The sequence below is a fragment of the Streptomyces sp. NPDC033845 genome (assembly GCF_055576225.1).
Genome location: NZ_JBVIRI010000003.1, coordinates 527068 through 542229 on the forward strand (window position 1 = coordinate 527068; position 15162 = coordinate 542229).

Annotated in this window: 19 protein-coding genes; 3 read left to right on the forward strand and 16 right to left on the reverse strand. The window is 70.8% G+C overall.

Translation table 11 applies throughout. The annotated features are described in order from the left end of the window. Positions 1-91: 91 nt before the first annotated feature. From ACZ50K_RS09450 to ACZ50K_RS09460, 3 genes are all read right to left on the reverse strand, one after another. Positions 92-421: a nuclear transport factor 2 family protein gene (locus ACZ50K_RS09450; protein WP_468899644.1), complete on the reverse strand. Its 330-nt coding sequence runs from the start codon at positions 419-421 to the stop codon at positions 92-94. A 235-nt stretch (positions 422-656) separates the two neighbouring features. Beyond that, positions 657-1478 (reverse strand): polysaccharide deacetylase family protein, encoded by an 822-nt coding sequence (locus ACZ50K_RS09455; RefSeq protein ID WP_468899647.1) that lies wholly within the window; start codon positions 1476-1478, stop codon positions 657-659. A gap of 238 nt (positions 1479-1716) precedes the next feature. Continuing rightward, on the reverse strand, positions 1717-3402 hold the full coding sequence (locus ACZ50K_RS09460; RefSeq protein WP_468899650.1) for an MDR family MFS transporter: 1686 nt from the start codon (positions 3400-3402) through the stop codon (positions 1717-1719). 110 nt (positions 3403-3512) lie between these two features. On the opposite strand from ACZ50K_RS09460, the gene ACZ50K_RS09465 reads away from it, so the two are divergent. Both ACZ50K_RS09465 and ACZ50K_RS09470 read left to right on the forward strand, forming a co-directional pair. After that, the gene (locus tag ACZ50K_RS09465; protein ID WP_468899653.1) at positions 3513-4088 is read left to right on the forward strand and encodes a TetR/AcrR family transcriptional regulator; all 576 of its coding nucleotides are present in this window, start codon (positions 3513-3515) and stop codon (positions 4086-4088) included. A gap of 59 nt (positions 4089-4147) precedes the next feature. After that, positions 4148-4648 (forward strand): hypothetical protein, encoded by a 501-nt coding sequence (locus ACZ50K_RS09470; RefSeq protein ID WP_468899656.1) that lies wholly within the window; start codon positions 4148-4150, stop codon positions 4646-4648. Here ACZ50K_RS09470 and ACZ50K_RS09475 read toward each other — a convergent pair. Next, positions 4638-5051, reverse strand: coding sequence for a DUF1348 family protein (locus ACZ50K_RS09475; RefSeq protein ID WP_468899658.1), 414 nt, complete (start codon positions 5049-5051; stop codon positions 4638-4640). The two genes, ACZ50K_RS09470 and ACZ50K_RS09475, sit on opposite strands and share 11 nt — an antisense overlap. Before the next feature lie 86 nt (positions 5052-5137). Here ACZ50K_RS09475 and ACZ50K_RS09480 point away from each other — a divergent pair, with 86 nt between their 5' ends. Continuing rightward, complete coding sequence (locus ACZ50K_RS09480) at positions 5138-5668, forward strand: TetR/AcrR family transcriptional regulator (RefSeq protein ID WP_468899661.1); 531 nt, start codon at positions 5138-5140, stop codon at positions 5666-5668. Positions 5669-5766: 98 nt separating this feature from the next. On the opposite strand, the gene ACZ50K_RS09485 is transcribed toward ACZ50K_RS09480, so the two are convergent. From ACZ50K_RS09485 to ACZ50K_RS09540, 12 genes are all read right to left on the reverse strand, one after another. Beyond that, complete coding sequence (locus tag ACZ50K_RS09485) at positions 5767-6687, reverse strand: S1 family peptidase (protein ID WP_468899664.1); 921 nt, start codon at positions 6685-6687, stop codon at positions 5767-5769. A 208-nt stretch (positions 6688-6895) separates the two neighbouring features. Continuing rightward, positions 6896-7540 carry an OmpA family protein gene (locus ACZ50K_RS09490; RefSeq protein ID WP_468899666.1) on the reverse strand — a complete coding sequence of 215 codons (645 nt, stop codon included), beginning with the start codon at positions 7538-7540 and terminating at the stop codon, positions 6896-6898. 4 nt (positions 7541-7544) lie between these two features. Then, positions 7545-8132, reverse strand: a complete 588-nt coding sequence (locus ACZ50K_RS09495) for a hypothetical protein (protein ID WP_468899669.1) — start codon at positions 8130-8132, stop codon at positions 7545-7547. A gap of 31 nt (positions 8133-8163) precedes the next feature. Continuing rightward, positions 8164-8841 (reverse strand): pilus assembly protein TadG-related protein, encoded by a 678-nt coding sequence (locus ACZ50K_RS09500; RefSeq protein WP_468899672.1) that lies wholly within the window; start codon positions 8839-8841, stop codon positions 8164-8166. A 2-nt stretch (positions 8842-8843) separates the two neighbouring features. Then, on the reverse strand, positions 8844-9044 hold the full coding sequence (locus ACZ50K_RS09505; RefSeq protein ID WP_468899674.1) for a hypothetical protein: 201 nt from the start codon (positions 9042-9044) through the stop codon (positions 8844-8846). Between the two features lie 95 nt (positions 9045-9139). Beyond that, positions 9140-9826, reverse strand: coding sequence for a response regulator (locus ACZ50K_RS09510; RefSeq protein WP_468899677.1), 687 nt, complete (start codon positions 9824-9826; stop codon positions 9140-9142). Between the two features lie 18 nt (positions 9827-9844). Then, positions 9845-10738, reverse strand: coding sequence for a DUF5936 domain-containing protein (locus ACZ50K_RS09515; protein ID WP_468899680.1), 894 nt, complete (start codon positions 10736-10738; stop codon positions 9845-9847). Positions 10739-10741: 3 nt separating this feature from the next. Continuing rightward, positions 10742-11680 carry a type II secretion system F family protein gene (locus ACZ50K_RS09520; protein WP_468899683.1) on the reverse strand — a complete coding sequence of 313 codons (939 nt, stop codon included), beginning with the start codon at positions 11678-11680 and terminating at the stop codon, positions 10742-10744. Then, positions 11677-13014: a CpaF family protein gene (locus tag ACZ50K_RS09525; protein WP_468899686.1), complete on the reverse strand. Its 1338-nt coding sequence runs from the start codon at positions 13012-13014 to the stop codon at positions 11677-11679. The genes ACZ50K_RS09520 and ACZ50K_RS09525 overlap by 4 nt, the downstream gene beginning before the upstream one ends. A 7-nt stretch (positions 13015-13021) precedes the next feature. After that, positions 13022-13423, reverse strand: a complete 402-nt coding sequence (locus ACZ50K_RS09530; protein ID WP_468899688.1) for a TadE/TadG family type IV pilus assembly protein — start codon at positions 13421-13423, stop codon at positions 13022-13024. Further along, positions 13423-13824, reverse strand: coding sequence for a TadE/TadG family type IV pilus assembly protein (locus ACZ50K_RS09535; RefSeq protein ID WP_468899691.1), 402 nt, complete (start codon positions 13822-13824; stop codon positions 13423-13425). Before ACZ50K_RS09535 ends, ACZ50K_RS09530 begins: the two co-directional genes overlap by 1 nt. A gap of 3 nt (positions 13825-13827) precedes the next feature. Next, positions 13828-15159, reverse strand: a complete 1332-nt coding sequence (locus tag ACZ50K_RS09540; protein ID WP_468899693.1) for an AAA family ATPase — start codon at positions 15157-15159, stop codon at positions 13828-13830. Positions 15160-15162: the final 3 nt, after the last annotated feature.

Sequence of the window (15162 nt, forward strand, 5' to 3'; positions counted from 1 at the left end):
GAATCCCCGCCCGGCCGGGCGCGGCCGGCGCCCGAGGACAGTCGTACGACCCTCGGGGGAACGAGCGGACCGGCCGGGGGCCTGCGTCGGCTCAGGCCTGGCCGGTCTCGAAGCGGCTGATCTTCCCGCCGCCGGGGGCGATGACGAACCGCCAGGCGGTGCGCATCTCGCCCCAGGTGTCGTTGCGGAAGGCGACGAGCAGGGCGCGGCCCCCGTCGGACTCGGACTGGACGTCCATGTGGCCGGAGGAGTCGAAGATCTCCTTGTCGATCCACTCCTGGAGGTCGCGGTCGGTGCCGTCGTCGGACATGGTCGCGTCGCCGGTGAGCAGGGCCAGGAAGGCCTGCTTGTCACGGGCGTTCACGGCGGAGACGAGGGCGGCGACGACCGGGTCGGAGAGCTTGTCGGGGGCGATGGTCACGGGGGCTCCTGGTGGGGCGGGGCGGACGGCTGCCCGACCAGGAGACACCGCGCGGGGGCCGGCCGCGGCGACCCTCACCCGTCCGGGGGCGGACGGCGTGTCCGGGCCCGGCCCGGGGCCCGCTCGGGGGGCGGTGCGGACCGGGGCCCGCTCAGGGGGCGGTGCGAACCGGGGCCCGCTCAGGGGGCGGTGCGGGCCGGGGCCCGCTCGGGGGGCGGTGCGGACCGGGGCCCGCTCAGGGGGCGGTGCGGACCGGGAAGCCGGTCGGGCGGCCCTGCCGCCCCAGTTCGGCGAGCACCCGGTCCAGGGCGGCCACGGTCTGGGAGCGGTCGCCGCCGCCGTCGTGGAACAGCACGGTGGGTCCGTTGCGGAGTTCGGAGCGCACGGTGTCGGCGATCCGGCCGGCGCCGGGGGTGGTGAAGTCCTTGCTGTCCACGTTCCAGCCGAGCGGTCGCATCCCGCGGGCGGCGGCGATCCGGCGGCTGTCCGGGGTGAAGGCGCCGCCGGGCGCCCGGTAGTACTCCACCTGGGGGCCGCCGGCCGCGTCCTCGATCATCTTCTCGGCGTCCAGGATCTGCTTCCGCTGGTACGGAACCGGCTTCTTGTCCATCCGGGTGTCGTGGTCGAGGGTGTGGTCGCAGAGCCGGTGCCCCTCGGAAACCACCCGCTTCACCAGGTCCGGGTGCTGGCGGGCCTGCGGGCCGATCATGCAGAAGACCGCCTTGACCCGGTGCTGCCGCAGGACGTCGAGGACCTTGGGGGTCCAGTTCGGGTCGGGGCCGTCGTCGATGGTGATGTTCACGGCCCCGCCGCCGCTCTCGGAGGCGTGCGCGATGCCCTCGGGGACCGGCTTCGGCGCCCCGGCCGCCGGGTCGCCGGGTGCTCCCGGGGCGGGCGGGGCCGAGGCCGACGGACCCTGCCGCTCGGGGCCCGAACCGCCGTCGGCCGATACGGGGACCAGGTCGGCGAAGGCCGTCACCCCCCATACGGTGGCGGCGACCAGGGCCGCCGAGGCGGCCACCGCTATTCGGGCCCGGATGTTCCGCGTACGCGCCATGAAGCTCCACACTCCCCGTCCGCTGTGAGGTTTCTGTGCGTCAGGACGTGCGGGGCGGGGCCGCGGGTTGCCGGCCGTTGGTCCCTAAGTTCCGCGTAAGGGAACGGCAACGGCCCGGCCCCCGGGTCCTGTCGGGGGTCGGGCCGTCGGCCGTCGTACGGGGAATGCGGTGGGTGGGAATCGGCTGGACGGATGGGACGGGTGGGGTAGGCGCGGGCCTACGGGCCGTCAGCGGGCCTCAGCGGCCGACCGGGTCGCCCGTACGGGCCGATCCGGCGGGCACCTCGGCGGGCGCTTCGGCGGCGGCCGGAGCCGGGGCGCCGGCGGGGGCGTCGGCGGAGGCTTCGGCGGGGCCGTCACCGGGGGCGTCGGCGGGGGCCGGTCCGGCACCGCGCAGCGGCACCTCCTTGACGAACCAGGCCGCGGCGAAGCCCAGTACGGCGATGACCGCGCCCAGCAGGAACGCCGAGTGGGTGCCGGCGGCCACCGCGTACTGGTACGCCTCGCGGATGTGCTCGGGCAGCTTCGCCAGGCTGGCCGCGTCCAGCTGGGCCGAACCGCCGGTGGCGTCGCCGCCGGCCGCACCGAGCCGGTCGGTCATGGTGTCCTGCACCCGGGTGGTGAACAGGGAGCCCATCAGGGCCACTCCGAAGGAGCCGCCGAGGGTCCGGAAGAGGGTGGCGGAGGACGAGGCCACACCCATGTCCTTCATCTCCACGCTGTTCTGCGCCACCAGCATGGTGATCTGCATCAGGAAACCGAGTCCGGCGCCCAGGACGGCCATGTAGAGGCCGGACTCCAGGCGGGAGGTGCCGGTGTCCATCTGCGCCAGCAGGAACAGCCCGACCACCATCAGCGCGCCGCCCGCGATCGGGAAGGCCTTGTACTTGCCGCTGTTGGTGGTGATCCGGCCGGCCACCAGCGAGACCGCCATCATCGACAGCAGCATCGGGAGCAGCAGCAGACCCGAGTTGGTGGCGGAGGCGCCCTGGACGGACTGCTGGAACAGCGGCAGGTAGAGGACGCCGCCGAACATCGCGAAACCGGTCAGGAACCCGATCACGGACATCAGGGTGAAGTTGCGGCTGCGGAAGATGTGCAGCGGCATGATCGGCTCGGCCGCGCGCCGCTCGACGAACACGAAGCCGGCCAGGGCCAGCACACCGGCGACGGAGAGGCCGATGATCTCGGCGGAGCCCCAGGCGTACTCGGTGCCGCCCCAGGTGGTGACCAGGACGGTGGAGGTGATCGCGACGGTGAGCAGCGCGGCACCCAGGTAGTCGATCTTGGCGGTGGTCCTCGGCTTCTTGGGGAGGTGCAGCACCGCGGTCACCATGGCCAGGGCCACGGCGCCGAGCGGGAGGTTGATGTAGAAGGACCAGCGCCATCCCATGTGGTCGGTGATGGTGCCGCCGACCAGCGGTCCGCCGATCATGGCGAGGGCCATCACACCGGCCATCATGCCCTGGTACTTGCCGCGCTCGCGGGGCGGGATCAGATCGCCGATGATCGCCATGACACCGACCATCAGACCGCCGGCGCCCAGGCCCTGGATCGCCCGGAAGCCGATCAGCTGGCCCATGTCCTGGGCCATTCCGCTGAGCGCCGAGCCGATCAGGAAGATCACGATGGAGGTGAGGAACGAGCCCTTGCGGCCGTACATGTCGCCGAGCTTGCCCCAGATCGGGGTGGAGGCGGCGGTGGCGAGCGTGTAGGCCGTGACCACCCAGGAGAGGTGCGCCAGACCGCCGAGTTCACCGACGATGGTCGGCATCGCGGTGCCGATGATCATGTTGTCCAGCATCGCGAGCAGCATCGCGATCATGAGGGCCAGCAGCACCACGCGCACGCTGCGCGGTTTCGCCTCCCCCGACACGGCGGCCACCGCGCCCGCCGCCCCGCCCTGGTCCTTCGTTCCCGCCACTTGGCACTCCCCACGCTCCCGGGGACTTACTTGCCGCCCGGCTAGTTGACTACACTGGCGAAGGTAGACCCGCAACTAGCCGGTCGTCAAGTAAGTATGTGGGGAGAGCCATGACCAGCAGTCCGCAGCAGCGGCGCGGCAACACGCGTCAGCGCATCCAGGACGTCGCACTGGAGCTCTTCGCCGAACAGGGGTACGAGAAGACCTCGCTGCGCGAGATCGCGGAACGGCTGGAGGTCACCAAGGCCGCCCTCTACTACCACTTCAAGACCAAGGAAGAGATCATCATCAGCCTCTTCCAGGACCTGACCCGGCCCATCGACGAGCTGATCACCTGGGCGGAGGCCCAGCCCCGCACCCTGGAGAACAAGCAGGAGATCCTGCGCCGCTACAGCAGCGCGCTGACCGGAGCCGCCCCGCTGTACCGGTTCATGCAGGAGAACCAGGCGACGATGCGGGAGCTCAGCATCGGGGAGACCTTCAAGCAGCGGATGTTCGCCATGGTGGACCTGCTGCGGACGGACGACGCACCGCTGGCGGACCAAGTCCGGTGCGTGAGCGCGCTGTTCACCATGCACGCCGGGATGATGTTCCTGCAGCACGTGGAGGGCGACCCGGAGGAGAAGCGGATGGCCACCCTGGAGGTCGCCGTGGACCTGATCACGCAGGCGCACCGGCAGGGCTGAAGCGGTAGCACCCGTTCGAGGGATTACTCTGCGTAGTCGGCGACGCTACTTTTGGTGACATGAACCTCACCTCGTTCACCTCGTTCACCTGCGCGACCCTGGCCCCCCTGACGTTCTCCGCCGCCATCGCAGCCGCCGGGACCCCGGCCCCCGAAGCATCGCCGGGAGCGGCGGGACCGGCGACGCCGCCGGGAAACACCTGGCGGATCGAGCCGACGGCCTCCTCCTTCGGCCTGGAGGACATCGCCCGGGAGTGCCTCGCCCGGGGCCTCGACTCCCCCGGCTTCGGCGCCCCCTGCGCCACGTACTACGCCGAGGGGGACGGTGCCGCCTGGCTGGCCCAGAAGTTCGCCGACCTCGACTCGGAGTACGCGGCCCGGCTGGCCGCCGCCCGGCGGGCCGCGCCCCGGGCCGAGCTGACCGTCGTCGGCTATCCGCCCCTGGTGGCGGGCACGGCCGCGGAAGCCGATCTCCCCTGGCTGACCGCGACGGAGAGACGGTTCGAGGACCTGCTGCGACATCGGGCGGAGGGCGCCGGGGCCGGATATGTCAGCGGGTGAGCCGGCGCTGGGACTCCTCGATCGGGATGTCGTTGATGCTGGCCTCGCGGCGCCGCATCAGCCCGTCCTCGGCGAACTCCCACTGCTCGTTGCCATGGCTGCGCCACCACTGGCCGTCCGCGTCGTGCCACTCGTACTCGAAGCGGACCGAGATCCGGTTGCCCGTATAGGTCCAGAGCTCCTTGCGGAGCCGGTAGTCGAGCTCACGGCTCCACTTGTCGGCGAGGAAGGCGCGGATCTCCTCCCGGCCCTGGAGGAAGCGGTCCCGGTTCCGCCAGCTGGAGTCCTCGGTATAGGCGAGGGCGACCCGCTCGGGATCGCGGGAGTTCCAGGCGTCCTCGGCGGCCTGCACCTTGGCGCGGGCGGTCTCCTCGGTGAACGGCGGCAGCGGCGGTCGGGTCATGGCGGATCCCTCCATCGAGAACGGTCGTTCTCACCCTAGGAGAACGACCGTTCTCCTCGCAAGGGAAAACCGGATACGCTGCCGCCATGGACGACGAAGAGGCCAGGAGCAGGCTGCTCGACACGGCGGAGGCACTGTTCTACGCCGAGGGCATCCAGGCCGTGGGCATGGACCGCATCCGCACCGCATCGGGTGTCCCCCTCAAGCGCCTCTACCGACTCTTCCCTGCCAAGGAATCCCTGGTCACCGCCTATCTGGAGCGACGGGACCGGCGCTGGCTCGATTCCCTGCGCGCGGCCGCCGGCCGCCCCGCGGCACCTCGGGAGCGGGTCCTCGCGGTCTTCGACTGGCTGGCGGACTGGTTCGAGGAGCCGGGCTTCCGGGGCTGCGCCTTCCTCAACGCCCACGGGGAACTCGGCGCGGCGGCCCCGGAAGTGGTCCGCACCCACAAGGAGGAACTCAGAACACTCCTGTCCGAGATCTCCGACTCCCCCGCCCTGGCCGGCCCCCTGCTGCTCCTGGTCGAGGGTGCCATCACGGTCGCCTCCCTCACTCCCGGCCGGGAACCGGCCCAACAGGCCCGCTCCCTGGCCGAACTCCTCCTGCCCCACCCCTGACCGAGAGGAACGGACGGACACGCGAAAAGGGACCCCCCGTCCCCGGGGAGCCCCTCCTCACACACGAACTGCCACTCGACCGGCCCTGAGGCCCGCGACTAGCGGAGCTGCGGCGCGACCACCTTGGCGTAGGTGGAATACTTCACGAAGCCCGCGTAGGAGCCCTTCGCGACGCAGTTCTTGCCGACCCAGGAGTTGATGCCGATGATGCGGCCCTTGTAGATCAGCGGACCGCCCGAGTCACCGTTGCAGATGTTGTTGGTGCCGGCGTCCTTGCCGGTGGCGGGCTTGCCACCGCAGACCATGTGCTTCTTGATGAAGTTGGCGCCGTAGTAACGGGCGCACGCCGTGTCGGAGATGATCGGCAGGTCCACCTTCTTGAGGTGGTTGGAGATCGTCTGCTTGGTGGAGGTCGTACGACCCCAACCGAGCGCGGTGGCCTTGACACCCGGCTTGTAGGACGCGGTGTCGGTGGCCGAGGTGACCTTGATCGACTTGGCCTTGGTGGAGGTCGCCAGGGTCAGCACCGCCACGTCGTTGTCGATCTTCTTCGCGTTGTACGAAGGGTGCACCCAGGTCTTGCTGACCTTGTGGATCGCGCCACCGTAGAGGCTCTTGCTGTCGGCCAGGTGCGAAGCACCGGTGACGACGAGACCCTTGCTCCAGTTGCGGCCAACCACGCAGTGCGCGGCCGTCAGGATCTTGCGCGGGGCGACGACGGCACCACTGCAGAAGTAGCCGTTGCCCTTGCTGTCCTGCGAGAAGATCTGGGTCATGTACGGGTGGTGCTTGATGTACGCCTTCTGACCACCAATGATCAGCGCGTCCTTCTTGGGACCCGCCGGAAGCGTGTCGGTGTAGGACTTGATGATGCTGGCGGCCTCGGCGTCGATCGCCGGCTCGGCAGCCTTCGGAGCGGCTCCGGCCGTCCCGGCCAGGCTGACCATGAGCGCTGCGGCTATCGCGGTGGCGGCACCGGCGAGACCGGCGCGGCCACGCGAGGACTTCGAAAGGAACATTCACTCTCCCCGTGAACAGTCGACTCAGACACACGGGGGAGACTGCGGAAACGCAATGTTGCATGAATCAGACACTGCACAGCAGCACGGCTTGGCAGTAGGCGCCAGCGTGGTCCCCCGACGTGTGCGACATGAAGACCATATGACATGTCGCGACCAATGCCCGCCGACTAACGGTGATCTTATGTACGGAAGTTGTAACAACCGATCAACTACGACCGGACTCGCCCCGGGGGAAGGTGATCTCCACTCGCCGGTTCTTCTTCCGCCCTTCCTCCGTCTTGTTGTCGGCGATCGGATAGTCCTCGCTGTAGCCCCGGATGTCGAAGGTCACACTCGGATTGCTGACCGTCTTCGCCAACTCCCGCTGCACGGCGTCCGCCCGCTTCTTCGACAGCACCTTCCCGTGCTCATAGCTCCCCTGGTCGTCGGTGAACCCGAACACCCGGACCCGGATCGCCTTCTGCTGGTTGATCTCGTTGCCGATGGCCTGGATCCGCGCCGAGGCCTGCGCATTGAGCACATCACTGTCCTCGGGAAACAGCACCTCGGCCTGCAGCGCCATCATCACGGTCTGATTGGTCTCCTGCCGCCGCTGCTCCCCACCGAGGTCCTCGACCACCTCGGCGATATCGAGCACCTTGGGCGGCGCCAGGATCCCGCCCTGGGGCATCTTGAGCCCGGGCGAATTGGAGTCGATCGGCACCGGCGCCGAAGCCGACGGCTCCGTCCCGGGCGGCCCGGTCGGCACGGGGTCGTCGGCGTAGGCGCTGGTGGCCCCGATGAAATGGGCCCCGGCGATGACCAGCCCGAGTACGGCGGTGGTGGCGGCAGCGCGATGGCGTGTGGTCATGGGGTCACCCGGAGATCTTGACAGTTGCCGAGGTAAAGGTGGGCAGACCGAAGTCGACCTCCGCAGTGGTCGACGGCGGTGCGGGGAACTGCGCGATCAACGCGACGGACTTGCCCGCCCCGATGGGAGGGATGTCCGTGGTGCACAAGCAGCGGCCCTCTGTATCGCGGAGCACGTAGTAGCGCTTCTTGGCGGCCCTGTCGACCAGGGTCGCTCCGGCGATGGAGGCCGGGCTGGCGGTCTTCTCCGTACCGCGCAACGGCGGAATGTTTCCGAAGACACTGGACCCGTTGTTCTTGATGCGACCCGTGACAGTGACGAAGCCGCCAGCGTCTCGGACCACCGAATGAATCACGAGCACGACACTGTCCGGCCCGTCCATGGTCGCCAGGACCTCCTCCGGCGCCGCACTCGTCCCCGTGGCGGCGGGCGCCTGGGGCTCCGTGCTCTGGCCCCGAGAGGTGGTGGGCTTGTCTTCGCCCTTCGGCTTGTCGTCATCGCCCGTGCCGCATCCGGCCAGTGCGAGGGCCATCACCGCCGCCATCGCCGTGGCCGCTCCCCCGCGGGCCTTCGCCGTCTGCCGAATGCTCATGTACGCCGCTTCCTTGTCTCTCGTTCCGCCATCAGCTGTCCAGCCGCACCTTGAACAGGATCCGTGCAACCTTGGTCAGCTGTCCCGGGTTCAGCGGATCCAGCTTGATCTCTCCGTCGTCCTCGCACCTGAAAGTGATCGGATCGGGATCTGGTTCTTCCGTTCCGTCATCAGGTGGTTCCGGGTTCTCGGGGTCCGGAAGCGCGGGGTCCGTGGGTTCGGAGTCTGGGGGTTCGGGTGCCGGACCCAGCGTGCAGCGCGGCTCGATCACAGCCGAAGCGGTGGCGGTGGCGTGTTTGGAGTCCGTCCCGGGGATGACCGAGTCCCCCACGACGTCGTCCGACCGGACCGTCACGGTGAATCGGGGCAGGGCGGGCTCGCATTCGACCGGCGCCTGCCCCGACTCGTTCAGGGCGGCGAAGCCCTCGGCGGCGGCGCAGGCCCTCGCCGTGTCGAAGAAGTCCCCGTCCAGCAGGTCCTGCCAGTCCTCGCGTTCGAGGTCACGCAGGACCAGGCCGGTGAACACACTGTCCCTGGCCTCGCGGCCGGCCGCCAACGCGGCCGCGTCCGCGGCACCCTGCGCCTGACTGCGGGTGGCCCCCGCCATTCCGACGACGACGAAGGCCAGGGCAGCGAAGAGGAAGGCGGCGACCAGCACCACGTACAGAGGCAGTACCTGCCCTCTGTCTCTGCTGGTGGCCGCATGCACTGCTAGTCGCCCCCGCCACCCGTGATCTGACCGACCGCGGTAACAATGGCGCTCGCAATCGTGTTGCCGATTCCCGACGCCAGGATCGCGCCGATGATCAGGACGATCACCACGATGATCCCCAGGTACTCGAAGGCCGTCTGGCCTTCGTCCCTGGACTTCCAACCGCGCAATTTGAGGTTCCGCATCAGGGCTTCCTCCACGTCCGGTCCCGCTGTCGACCCGCGGACCGTACTCAGGTGGGGCCGCGCTTGCAAAGGGTCCTGGGGCCCATCTACGGACCCACTGCGCATCGCGTCTAGCCATGACCGGGCGCCCCCGAGCGGAGGGTTCCCAGCCAGCGGGCTATGGCCTCGCTGCGGCTGGCGCTGTGGAGTTTGGCGAAGATCCGGTTGATGTGGTTCTTGACCGTCTTCTCGCTGATGAAGCAGGCGACGGCGATCTGCTGGTTCGTCATTCCGGACGCGATCAGGTCCATCACCTCCACCTCCCGTGAACTCAGCCCGAACTCGGCATGGTTGGCGATGCGTTCAGATGACTGTCCCACAATTCGTTGCGGATGCGAAGACCCGCGGAGTTCCGCGAGCAGGGCGCTGGAGGCCGTGGTGGAGAAGTGGGGGCGGCCCTCGCGGATATCGCGGACGGCTCGGGCCAGGTCGTCCGGGGTGAACTCGCCGTGGACGAGGTAGCCTCCGGCGCCCAGCAGCAGGGTCTCGCGGACGATGTCCGGCTCCTGGCTGTGCGTCAGCATCAGTACCTGGGCCAGCTGCACCAGGTGGGGCAGGGCCGAGATGCCGTCCACTCCGGGCATCCGGACGTCGAGCAGGACCACGTCCGGGGTGTGGGTGCGGGCCAGGGCCAGGGCTTCGCCGCCGTCCGCGGCCTGGGCGACCACGTCGAGGTCTTCGTGCAGGGCCAGCAGGGCGGTGAGGCCCGCCCGGATGACCGGGTTGTCGTCGGCGATGAGGACACGGATGGGGGCCATCGGGTCAGGGGCTCCTCTTCATCGGGTTCCGAGGAGGGCGGTGAAGTCGATGTCGGCGCCGTAGATGAAGCCGCCGATGAGGAGGATCATCGTGCCGGGGAGCATGAACATGGTGACCACGAAGGTGGCCTTGGGGACGGCGCGGGCGGCTCGGCGGCGGGCGTTCTGGGCGTCGGTGCGGCGCATGTCCTCGGCGATGGCGATCAGGGTGTCCACGATGGGCGAGCCGAGTTCCTCGCCCTGCTGGAGGGCGGTCACGAACTGGGCGACCTGTTCGCTGTCGTTGCGGCGGCGGAGCTGGTCGAAGGCGTCCCGGCGGCTGACGCCCATGTCCATCTGCTGGAGGGTGATGCGGACCTCGTCGGACCAGGGGCCGCGGTACTTGTCGGCGACCCGTTCCAGGGCCTGCCGGAAGCCGAGTCCGGCGCTGACGACCACGGCGAGGACGTCGAGGAAGTCGGGCAGGGTGCGTTCGATGTGGTCGCGGCGGACCCGGATCGCCGACCACAGGCCGGCTTCGATCCAGAACAGGCCGAAGGCGGCCATCAGCAGGGCCAGGACCAGCTGGCCGTTGATCAGCATGGCGAAGGCGCCGGCCGCGCCCAGGGCCCCGTACACGGCGCGGCGGGCGGCGTAGCGGTCGATGGTGAGGCCGGCGGGGTTGCCGGCCATGTCGATCTGGCGGCGTTTGCGGGCGACCTGGCGCGGGCCCATGAGGCGCAGCACCAGGGGGGCCCAGCGGATGCCCGCCCGGTCGACGAGGGAGCCGACGGCGGTGGTGCGGGTGGCGCCGACCTCCAGGGCGAGGGCGAGGTCGTCGGGGAGGGGGGTCTCGGCGCGGTAGAGGCGCAGGCCGTGGAAGGCGCCGAGGACGGAGAGGGCCATGGCGAGGGCGAGCAGGAGGGCGGCCACCGGTCACACCTCGATCTTGGAGAGGCGGCGGATGGCGACGAAGCCGAGGGCGAAGAGGCCGAGGGCGGCCAGTACGGCGATCTGGCCGGGCACGGATCCGGTCATCCGGTCCAGGGCGCCGGGCATCATCGCGTCCACCAGGAGCAGGGAGCCGAGGCCGATGAAGGGCATCAGATAGGCGGTGACGGTGACCTGGGAGAGCTGGGTGCGGACCTCGCGGCGGGTCTCCTTGCGCTGTTCCAGGGTGACGGTGAGGTTGCGGAGGCTGCCGACGATGGCGCCGCCGGCCCGGGAGGACAGCACCAGGGTGGAGACGAGGACGACGAGTTCCCGGGAGGGGAGGCGTTCGGCGAGTTCACCGAGGGCCTCGTCGATGGAGTGGCCGATGGCGAGCCGGTCGGCGACCCGGCCGAGTTCCTCGCCGGCCGGTGCCTCCAGTTCCTCGGCGGCCATCCCGATGGCGGTGCGCAGGGCCAGTCCGGCCTGGGTGGCGTTGGCGAGGATGCGGGCGAGTTCGGGGAGTTGGCCGATGAAGCGTTCGGTGCGGCGGGCCCGCTGCCAGTTGAGGAAGGCGTTCGCCGCCCACAGTCCGGTGAGTCCGGCCACCGGGCCGAAGAAGGGGGCCAGCAGGGCGGCGAAGAGCAGCCAGAGGCCGGCGACGGCGGTGGTCATGTAGACGAAGAACTCGCCGGGGGTGAGGTCGAGTCCGGTGGTGGCGAGTTTCTGTTCGATGCCGCGGCCGAGGCGGGTGCGGCGCAGCCGGCGGTCGACGGTGGGGAAGCGCCGGCGGCGGCCGCCGGGGCCGGCGGGTCCGCCGGAGGAGAGCCGTTCGATCAGTGCGGCGTGCTGGGCGCGGCCCTGGGAGTGGGCGTGGACGCCCCAGACCAGGAAGAGGCCGGCGAGGAGGGCGGCGCCGAGGGTGAGGAGTACGGGCTGGGTCACAGGGCGGTCCGGTGGGTGAGCGGGTCCTCGGGGGCGGCCACCCCGAAGGCCTGGGGGATCGGCTGGTTGGACATGTAGAGGCGTTCGGCGATGCGGCGGGGCAGCGGGTAGTACTGGAACCAGCCGGCGACCCGGCCGTCGGCGCCGGGCGGCTGGACGGCGAACCGGCAGACGGTGATCATCCGGAAGGGTTCGCGGCCGTGCGAGTCGAGGACGGAGATCTCGGTGACGCGGCGGGATCCGTCGGGGAAGCGGGTCAGTTGGACGACCACGTTGACGGCGCTGTTGATCTGGTCCTGGAGGGCTTCGAAGGGGATCTCGACCTCGGACATGGAGGCGAGGGTCTGGAGCCGCATCAGGGCGTCCTGGGTGCTGTTGGCGTGCACGGTGGCGAGGGAGCCGTCGTGGCCGGTGGACATGGCCTGGAGCATGTCGAGGGTCTCGCCGCCGCGGACCTCGCCGACGATGATGCGGTCGGGGCGCATCCGGAGGGAGTTGCGGACCAGGTCGCGGATGGTGATGCGGCCCTTGCCCTCGACGTTGGCGGGGCGGGACTCCAGCCGGATCACATGGGCCTGCTGGAGCTGGAGTTCGGCGGAGTCCTCGATGGTGATGATGCGTTCGCCTTCCGGGATGAGGCCGGAGAGGGCGTTGAGGAGGGTGGTCTTGCCGGTGCCGGTGGCGCCGGAGACGATCACGTTCGTCTTGGCCTGGACCAGCCCGGAGAGCAGCAGGAGCATCTGTTCGTCGAGGGTGCCGAGGCCGATCATCTCGGGCAGGGTGAAGGCGCGCGGGAACCGGCGGATGGTGAGGGTGGCGCCGGTCAGCGAGAGCGGCGGGATGATCACGTTGACGCGTTCGCCGGTGGGCAGCCGGGCGTCGACCATCGGATTGGCCTCGTCCACGCGCCGGTTGACGGCGGAGACGATGCGTTCGATGGTCTGCATCAGCTGCTCGTGGGAGGCGAAGCGGAGCGGCAGCTGTTCGACCCGTCCGGCGCGTTCCACGTAGATGTGGTCGGGCCCGTTGACCATGATCTCGGAGATCGAGGGGTCTTCGAGGAGGGGTTCGAGGACGCCGAGTCCGAGGGCCTCGTCGACCACCCGGCGGATCAGCTGGGCGCGTTCGACGGTGGAGAGGACCGGGCCCTCGCGGCTGATGATGTGTCCGAGGACCCGTTCCAGGCGGGCCCGGCGCTCGGCGGGGGCGAGCGAGGACATCTCGGCGAGGTCGATCTCTTCGAGGAGTTTGGTGCGGTAGGCGGCGACGAGCCGGCCGTCCTCGCGGGGGTTGTGGCGGTCGTCGGGGGTGGTGACCCGGGATCGGAGGCTCATGGCGGGATCAGGGCCCTTCCGGGTTCGGGTCGTCGTTGGGCATGACGGCCGTCCTTGTCTGGGGGCCGCCGCCGACTCCGGGGACGATGGAGCCGACCCGGATGGTGACGGTGGCGGTGACGGCGTTCGGGCCGACGGAGACGCTGACGGTGGTGCTGTCACGGATGCTCTCCCGGACGGAGGCCTCCCCGGCCGCCTGTCCTTCTCCGGCGTCCCCGGTCTTGGCGGCGGTACGGGCGGCCGCGCGGGCGGCGTTCTCGGCCTGCTGCTCCACGTAGGCGACCCAGCCGAGCTGGATCGCGCCGAGGGCGATGATCAGGAGGATGGGGAGGAAGGCCAGGTATTCGAGGGACGCCTGGCCGCGGTCCCGGCCGGCCGGGCGGCGGCTTCCGCCGCTGTGTCCGCGCATCACTCGGGCTCCTTCTCCGTGGCCGCGCCCGCCTCGCCCGTGACGCGGAAGGGGCTGTTGAGGCCGGGGACCAGGACGGGGACGTTGACGTGGACGGAGACCTTGTAGAGGCCGGTGCCGGGGGACGGGCAGTCGGCGGTGTGCGACCAGCTGCCGGGCAGGTGCTCCCCGGCGGCGGACTGGCAGGCGCCGGAGCCGTCCACCGCGCCGGCCCGGGCGGCCTCGTCGGCGGCGTTCCCGGCCAGCGAGAAGGCGTAGCCGATGAGGACGCACTGCCAGACGGCGGCGATCAGCAGCATGATCAGCGGGACCATGCCGAGGAACTCCAGCACCACCTGTCCGCGGTCCCGCCCGCCGCGGGCACCGGCACCGGTGGTGGCCGTCTCCCGGGCCCCGGCCACGGCTCAGCCCTCCCGGGACGGGCGGCGGCGCCAGCTGCCGAGGGCGCCGCGGTCGCCGCCGCGGAGCCGGGCGACCGGGCCGCCGGCCCGGACGGCGAGGCCGGTGCCCGGCGGGGGCGGGTCGGCCGGGGCGGGGGCGGCGGGGTCCTCGGGGGCGCGGAGCAGGCCGAGTTCGCCGGCCAGGGTCCAGAGCGCCTGTTTGACGGCGGACCGGTTGTCGAGGTCCTGGACCCGGCCGGCGTCCACCACGGCCTGGAGTTCGCGGAAGTTGGCGGGGACCGGGGTGCGGGTGGGCCGGGTCTTGGTGATCTTCTCGATCAGGGAGGGCTGGATCTCGCTCTGCTTGGTCCAGCGGTTGACCACCAGGGCGGTGTCCTCGGCCTTGCGGACCTGGAGCCGTTCCCACATCCGTACGGTCCGTTTGGCGGCCCGGACCGCGACCACGTCGGGGGTGGTGACCAGCACGGCGACCTCGGCGAGTTCCACGGTGGCGGCGCTGGCCGCGGAGAGCTGGCTGCCGCAGTCGACGACCACGAGTTCGTACCGGTGGCGGAGGGCGGAGAGGACCAGCCGGGCGGTGCGTTCGTCGACCTCCTCGGCGCGTTCGCCCTCGCCGGGGGCGAGCAGCAGGGCGAGTCCGGTGCGGTGCTCGTAGACGGCGTCGCCCAGGACCCGCGGGGAGATGTCCTGGATGCCGGCCAGGTCGGCGAGGGAGCGCCGGAACTGGACGTCGAGGTAGGAGCCGATGTCCCCGGCCTGGAGGTCCATGTCGACCAGGGCGACCCGGCGGCCGGCGGCGGCCGCGGCCAGTGCGAACTGGACCGCGACGAAGGTGGTGCCCACCCCGCCCTTGGCTCCGGTGACGGTGGCCACCCGGCCGTTGCCGGGGCCGCTGAAGGTGTCGCTGCCGGGGGTGCCCCGGCCCAGGTGGCGGCGGACTCCGGCGGCCCACTGGGCGGCGCCCTGGATCCGGGCGGCGAGTTCGTCGGGGACCGGGGGCAGGCCGGCCAGGCCGCGGGCGCCGGAGTCCATGGCGGCGGAGAACAGGGCCGGTCCGGCGTCCGAGGTCAGCAGGACCACGCCCACGGCGGGGAACCGGAGGGCGACTTCCCGGATGAGGTCGAGGGCGGGCAGCGGGCCGATCCGTTCGTGGACCAGGACCACTTCGGGGAGGGCGTCCAGGGAGTCGGCGGCCTGCCGTTCCAGGGTGTCCAGCAGGCTGCCGGAGTCGGCCAGCGGGGCGGCCGGCTCGGCGCCGGGCAGTGCGGCGAGCAGGGCGAGCAGGGCGTGCGCGGCCTCCGGGTCGGAGACGGCGGGAAGGATGCGGGTGGTCATGCC

Excerpts from the sequence above, each read along its gene's own strand:
- ACZ50K_RS09455 (WP_468899647.1), bottom strand. The coding sequence starts at position 1,478 with ATGGCGCGTACGCGGAACATCCGGGCCCGAATAGCGGTGGCCGCCTCG.
- ACZ50K_RS09490 (WP_468899666.1), bottom strand. The coding sequence starts at position 7,540 with ATGACCACACGCCATCGCGCTGCCGCCACCACCGCCGTACTCGGGCTG.
- ACZ50K_RS09470 (WP_468899656.1), top strand. The coding sequence starts at position 4,148 with ATGAACCTCACCTCGTTCACCTCGTTCACCTGCGCGACCCTGGCCCCC.
- ACZ50K_RS09480 (WP_468899661.1), top strand. The coding sequence starts at position 5,138 with ATGGACGACGAAGAGGCCAGGAGCAGGCTGCTCGACACGGCGGAGGCA.
- ACZ50K_RS09530 (WP_468899688.1), bottom strand. The coding sequence starts at position 13,423 with ATGCGCGGACACAGCGGCGGAAGCCGCCGCCCGGCCGGCCGGGACCGC.
- ACZ50K_RS09540 (WP_468899693.1), bottom strand. The coding sequence starts at position 15,159 with ATGACCACCCGCATCCTTCCCGCCGTCTCCGACCCGGAGGCCGCGCAC.
- ACZ50K_RS09485 (WP_468899664.1), bottom strand. The coding sequence starts at position 6,687 with ATGTTCCTTTCGAAGTCCTCGCGTGGCCGCGCCGGTCTCGCCGGTGCC.
- ACZ50K_RS09465 (WP_468899653.1), top strand. The coding sequence starts at position 3,513 with ATGACCAGCAGTCCGCAGCAGCGGCGCGGCAACACGCGTCAGCGCATC.
- ACZ50K_RS09495 (WP_468899669.1), bottom strand. The coding sequence starts at position 8,132 with ATGAGCATTCGGCAGACGGCGAAGGCCCGCGGGGGAGCGGCCACGGCG.
- ACZ50K_RS09510 (WP_468899677.1), bottom strand. The coding sequence starts at position 9,826 with ATGGCCCCCATCCGTGTCCTCATCGCCGACGACAACCCGGTCATCCGG.
- ACZ50K_RS09475 (WP_468899658.1), bottom strand. The coding sequence starts at position 5,051 with ATGACCCGACCGCCGCTGCCGCCGTTCACCGAGGAGACCGCCCGCGCC.
- ACZ50K_RS09525 (WP_468899686.1), bottom strand. The coding sequence starts at position 13,014 with ATGAGCCTCCGATCCCGGGTCACCACCCCCGACGACCGCCACAACCCC.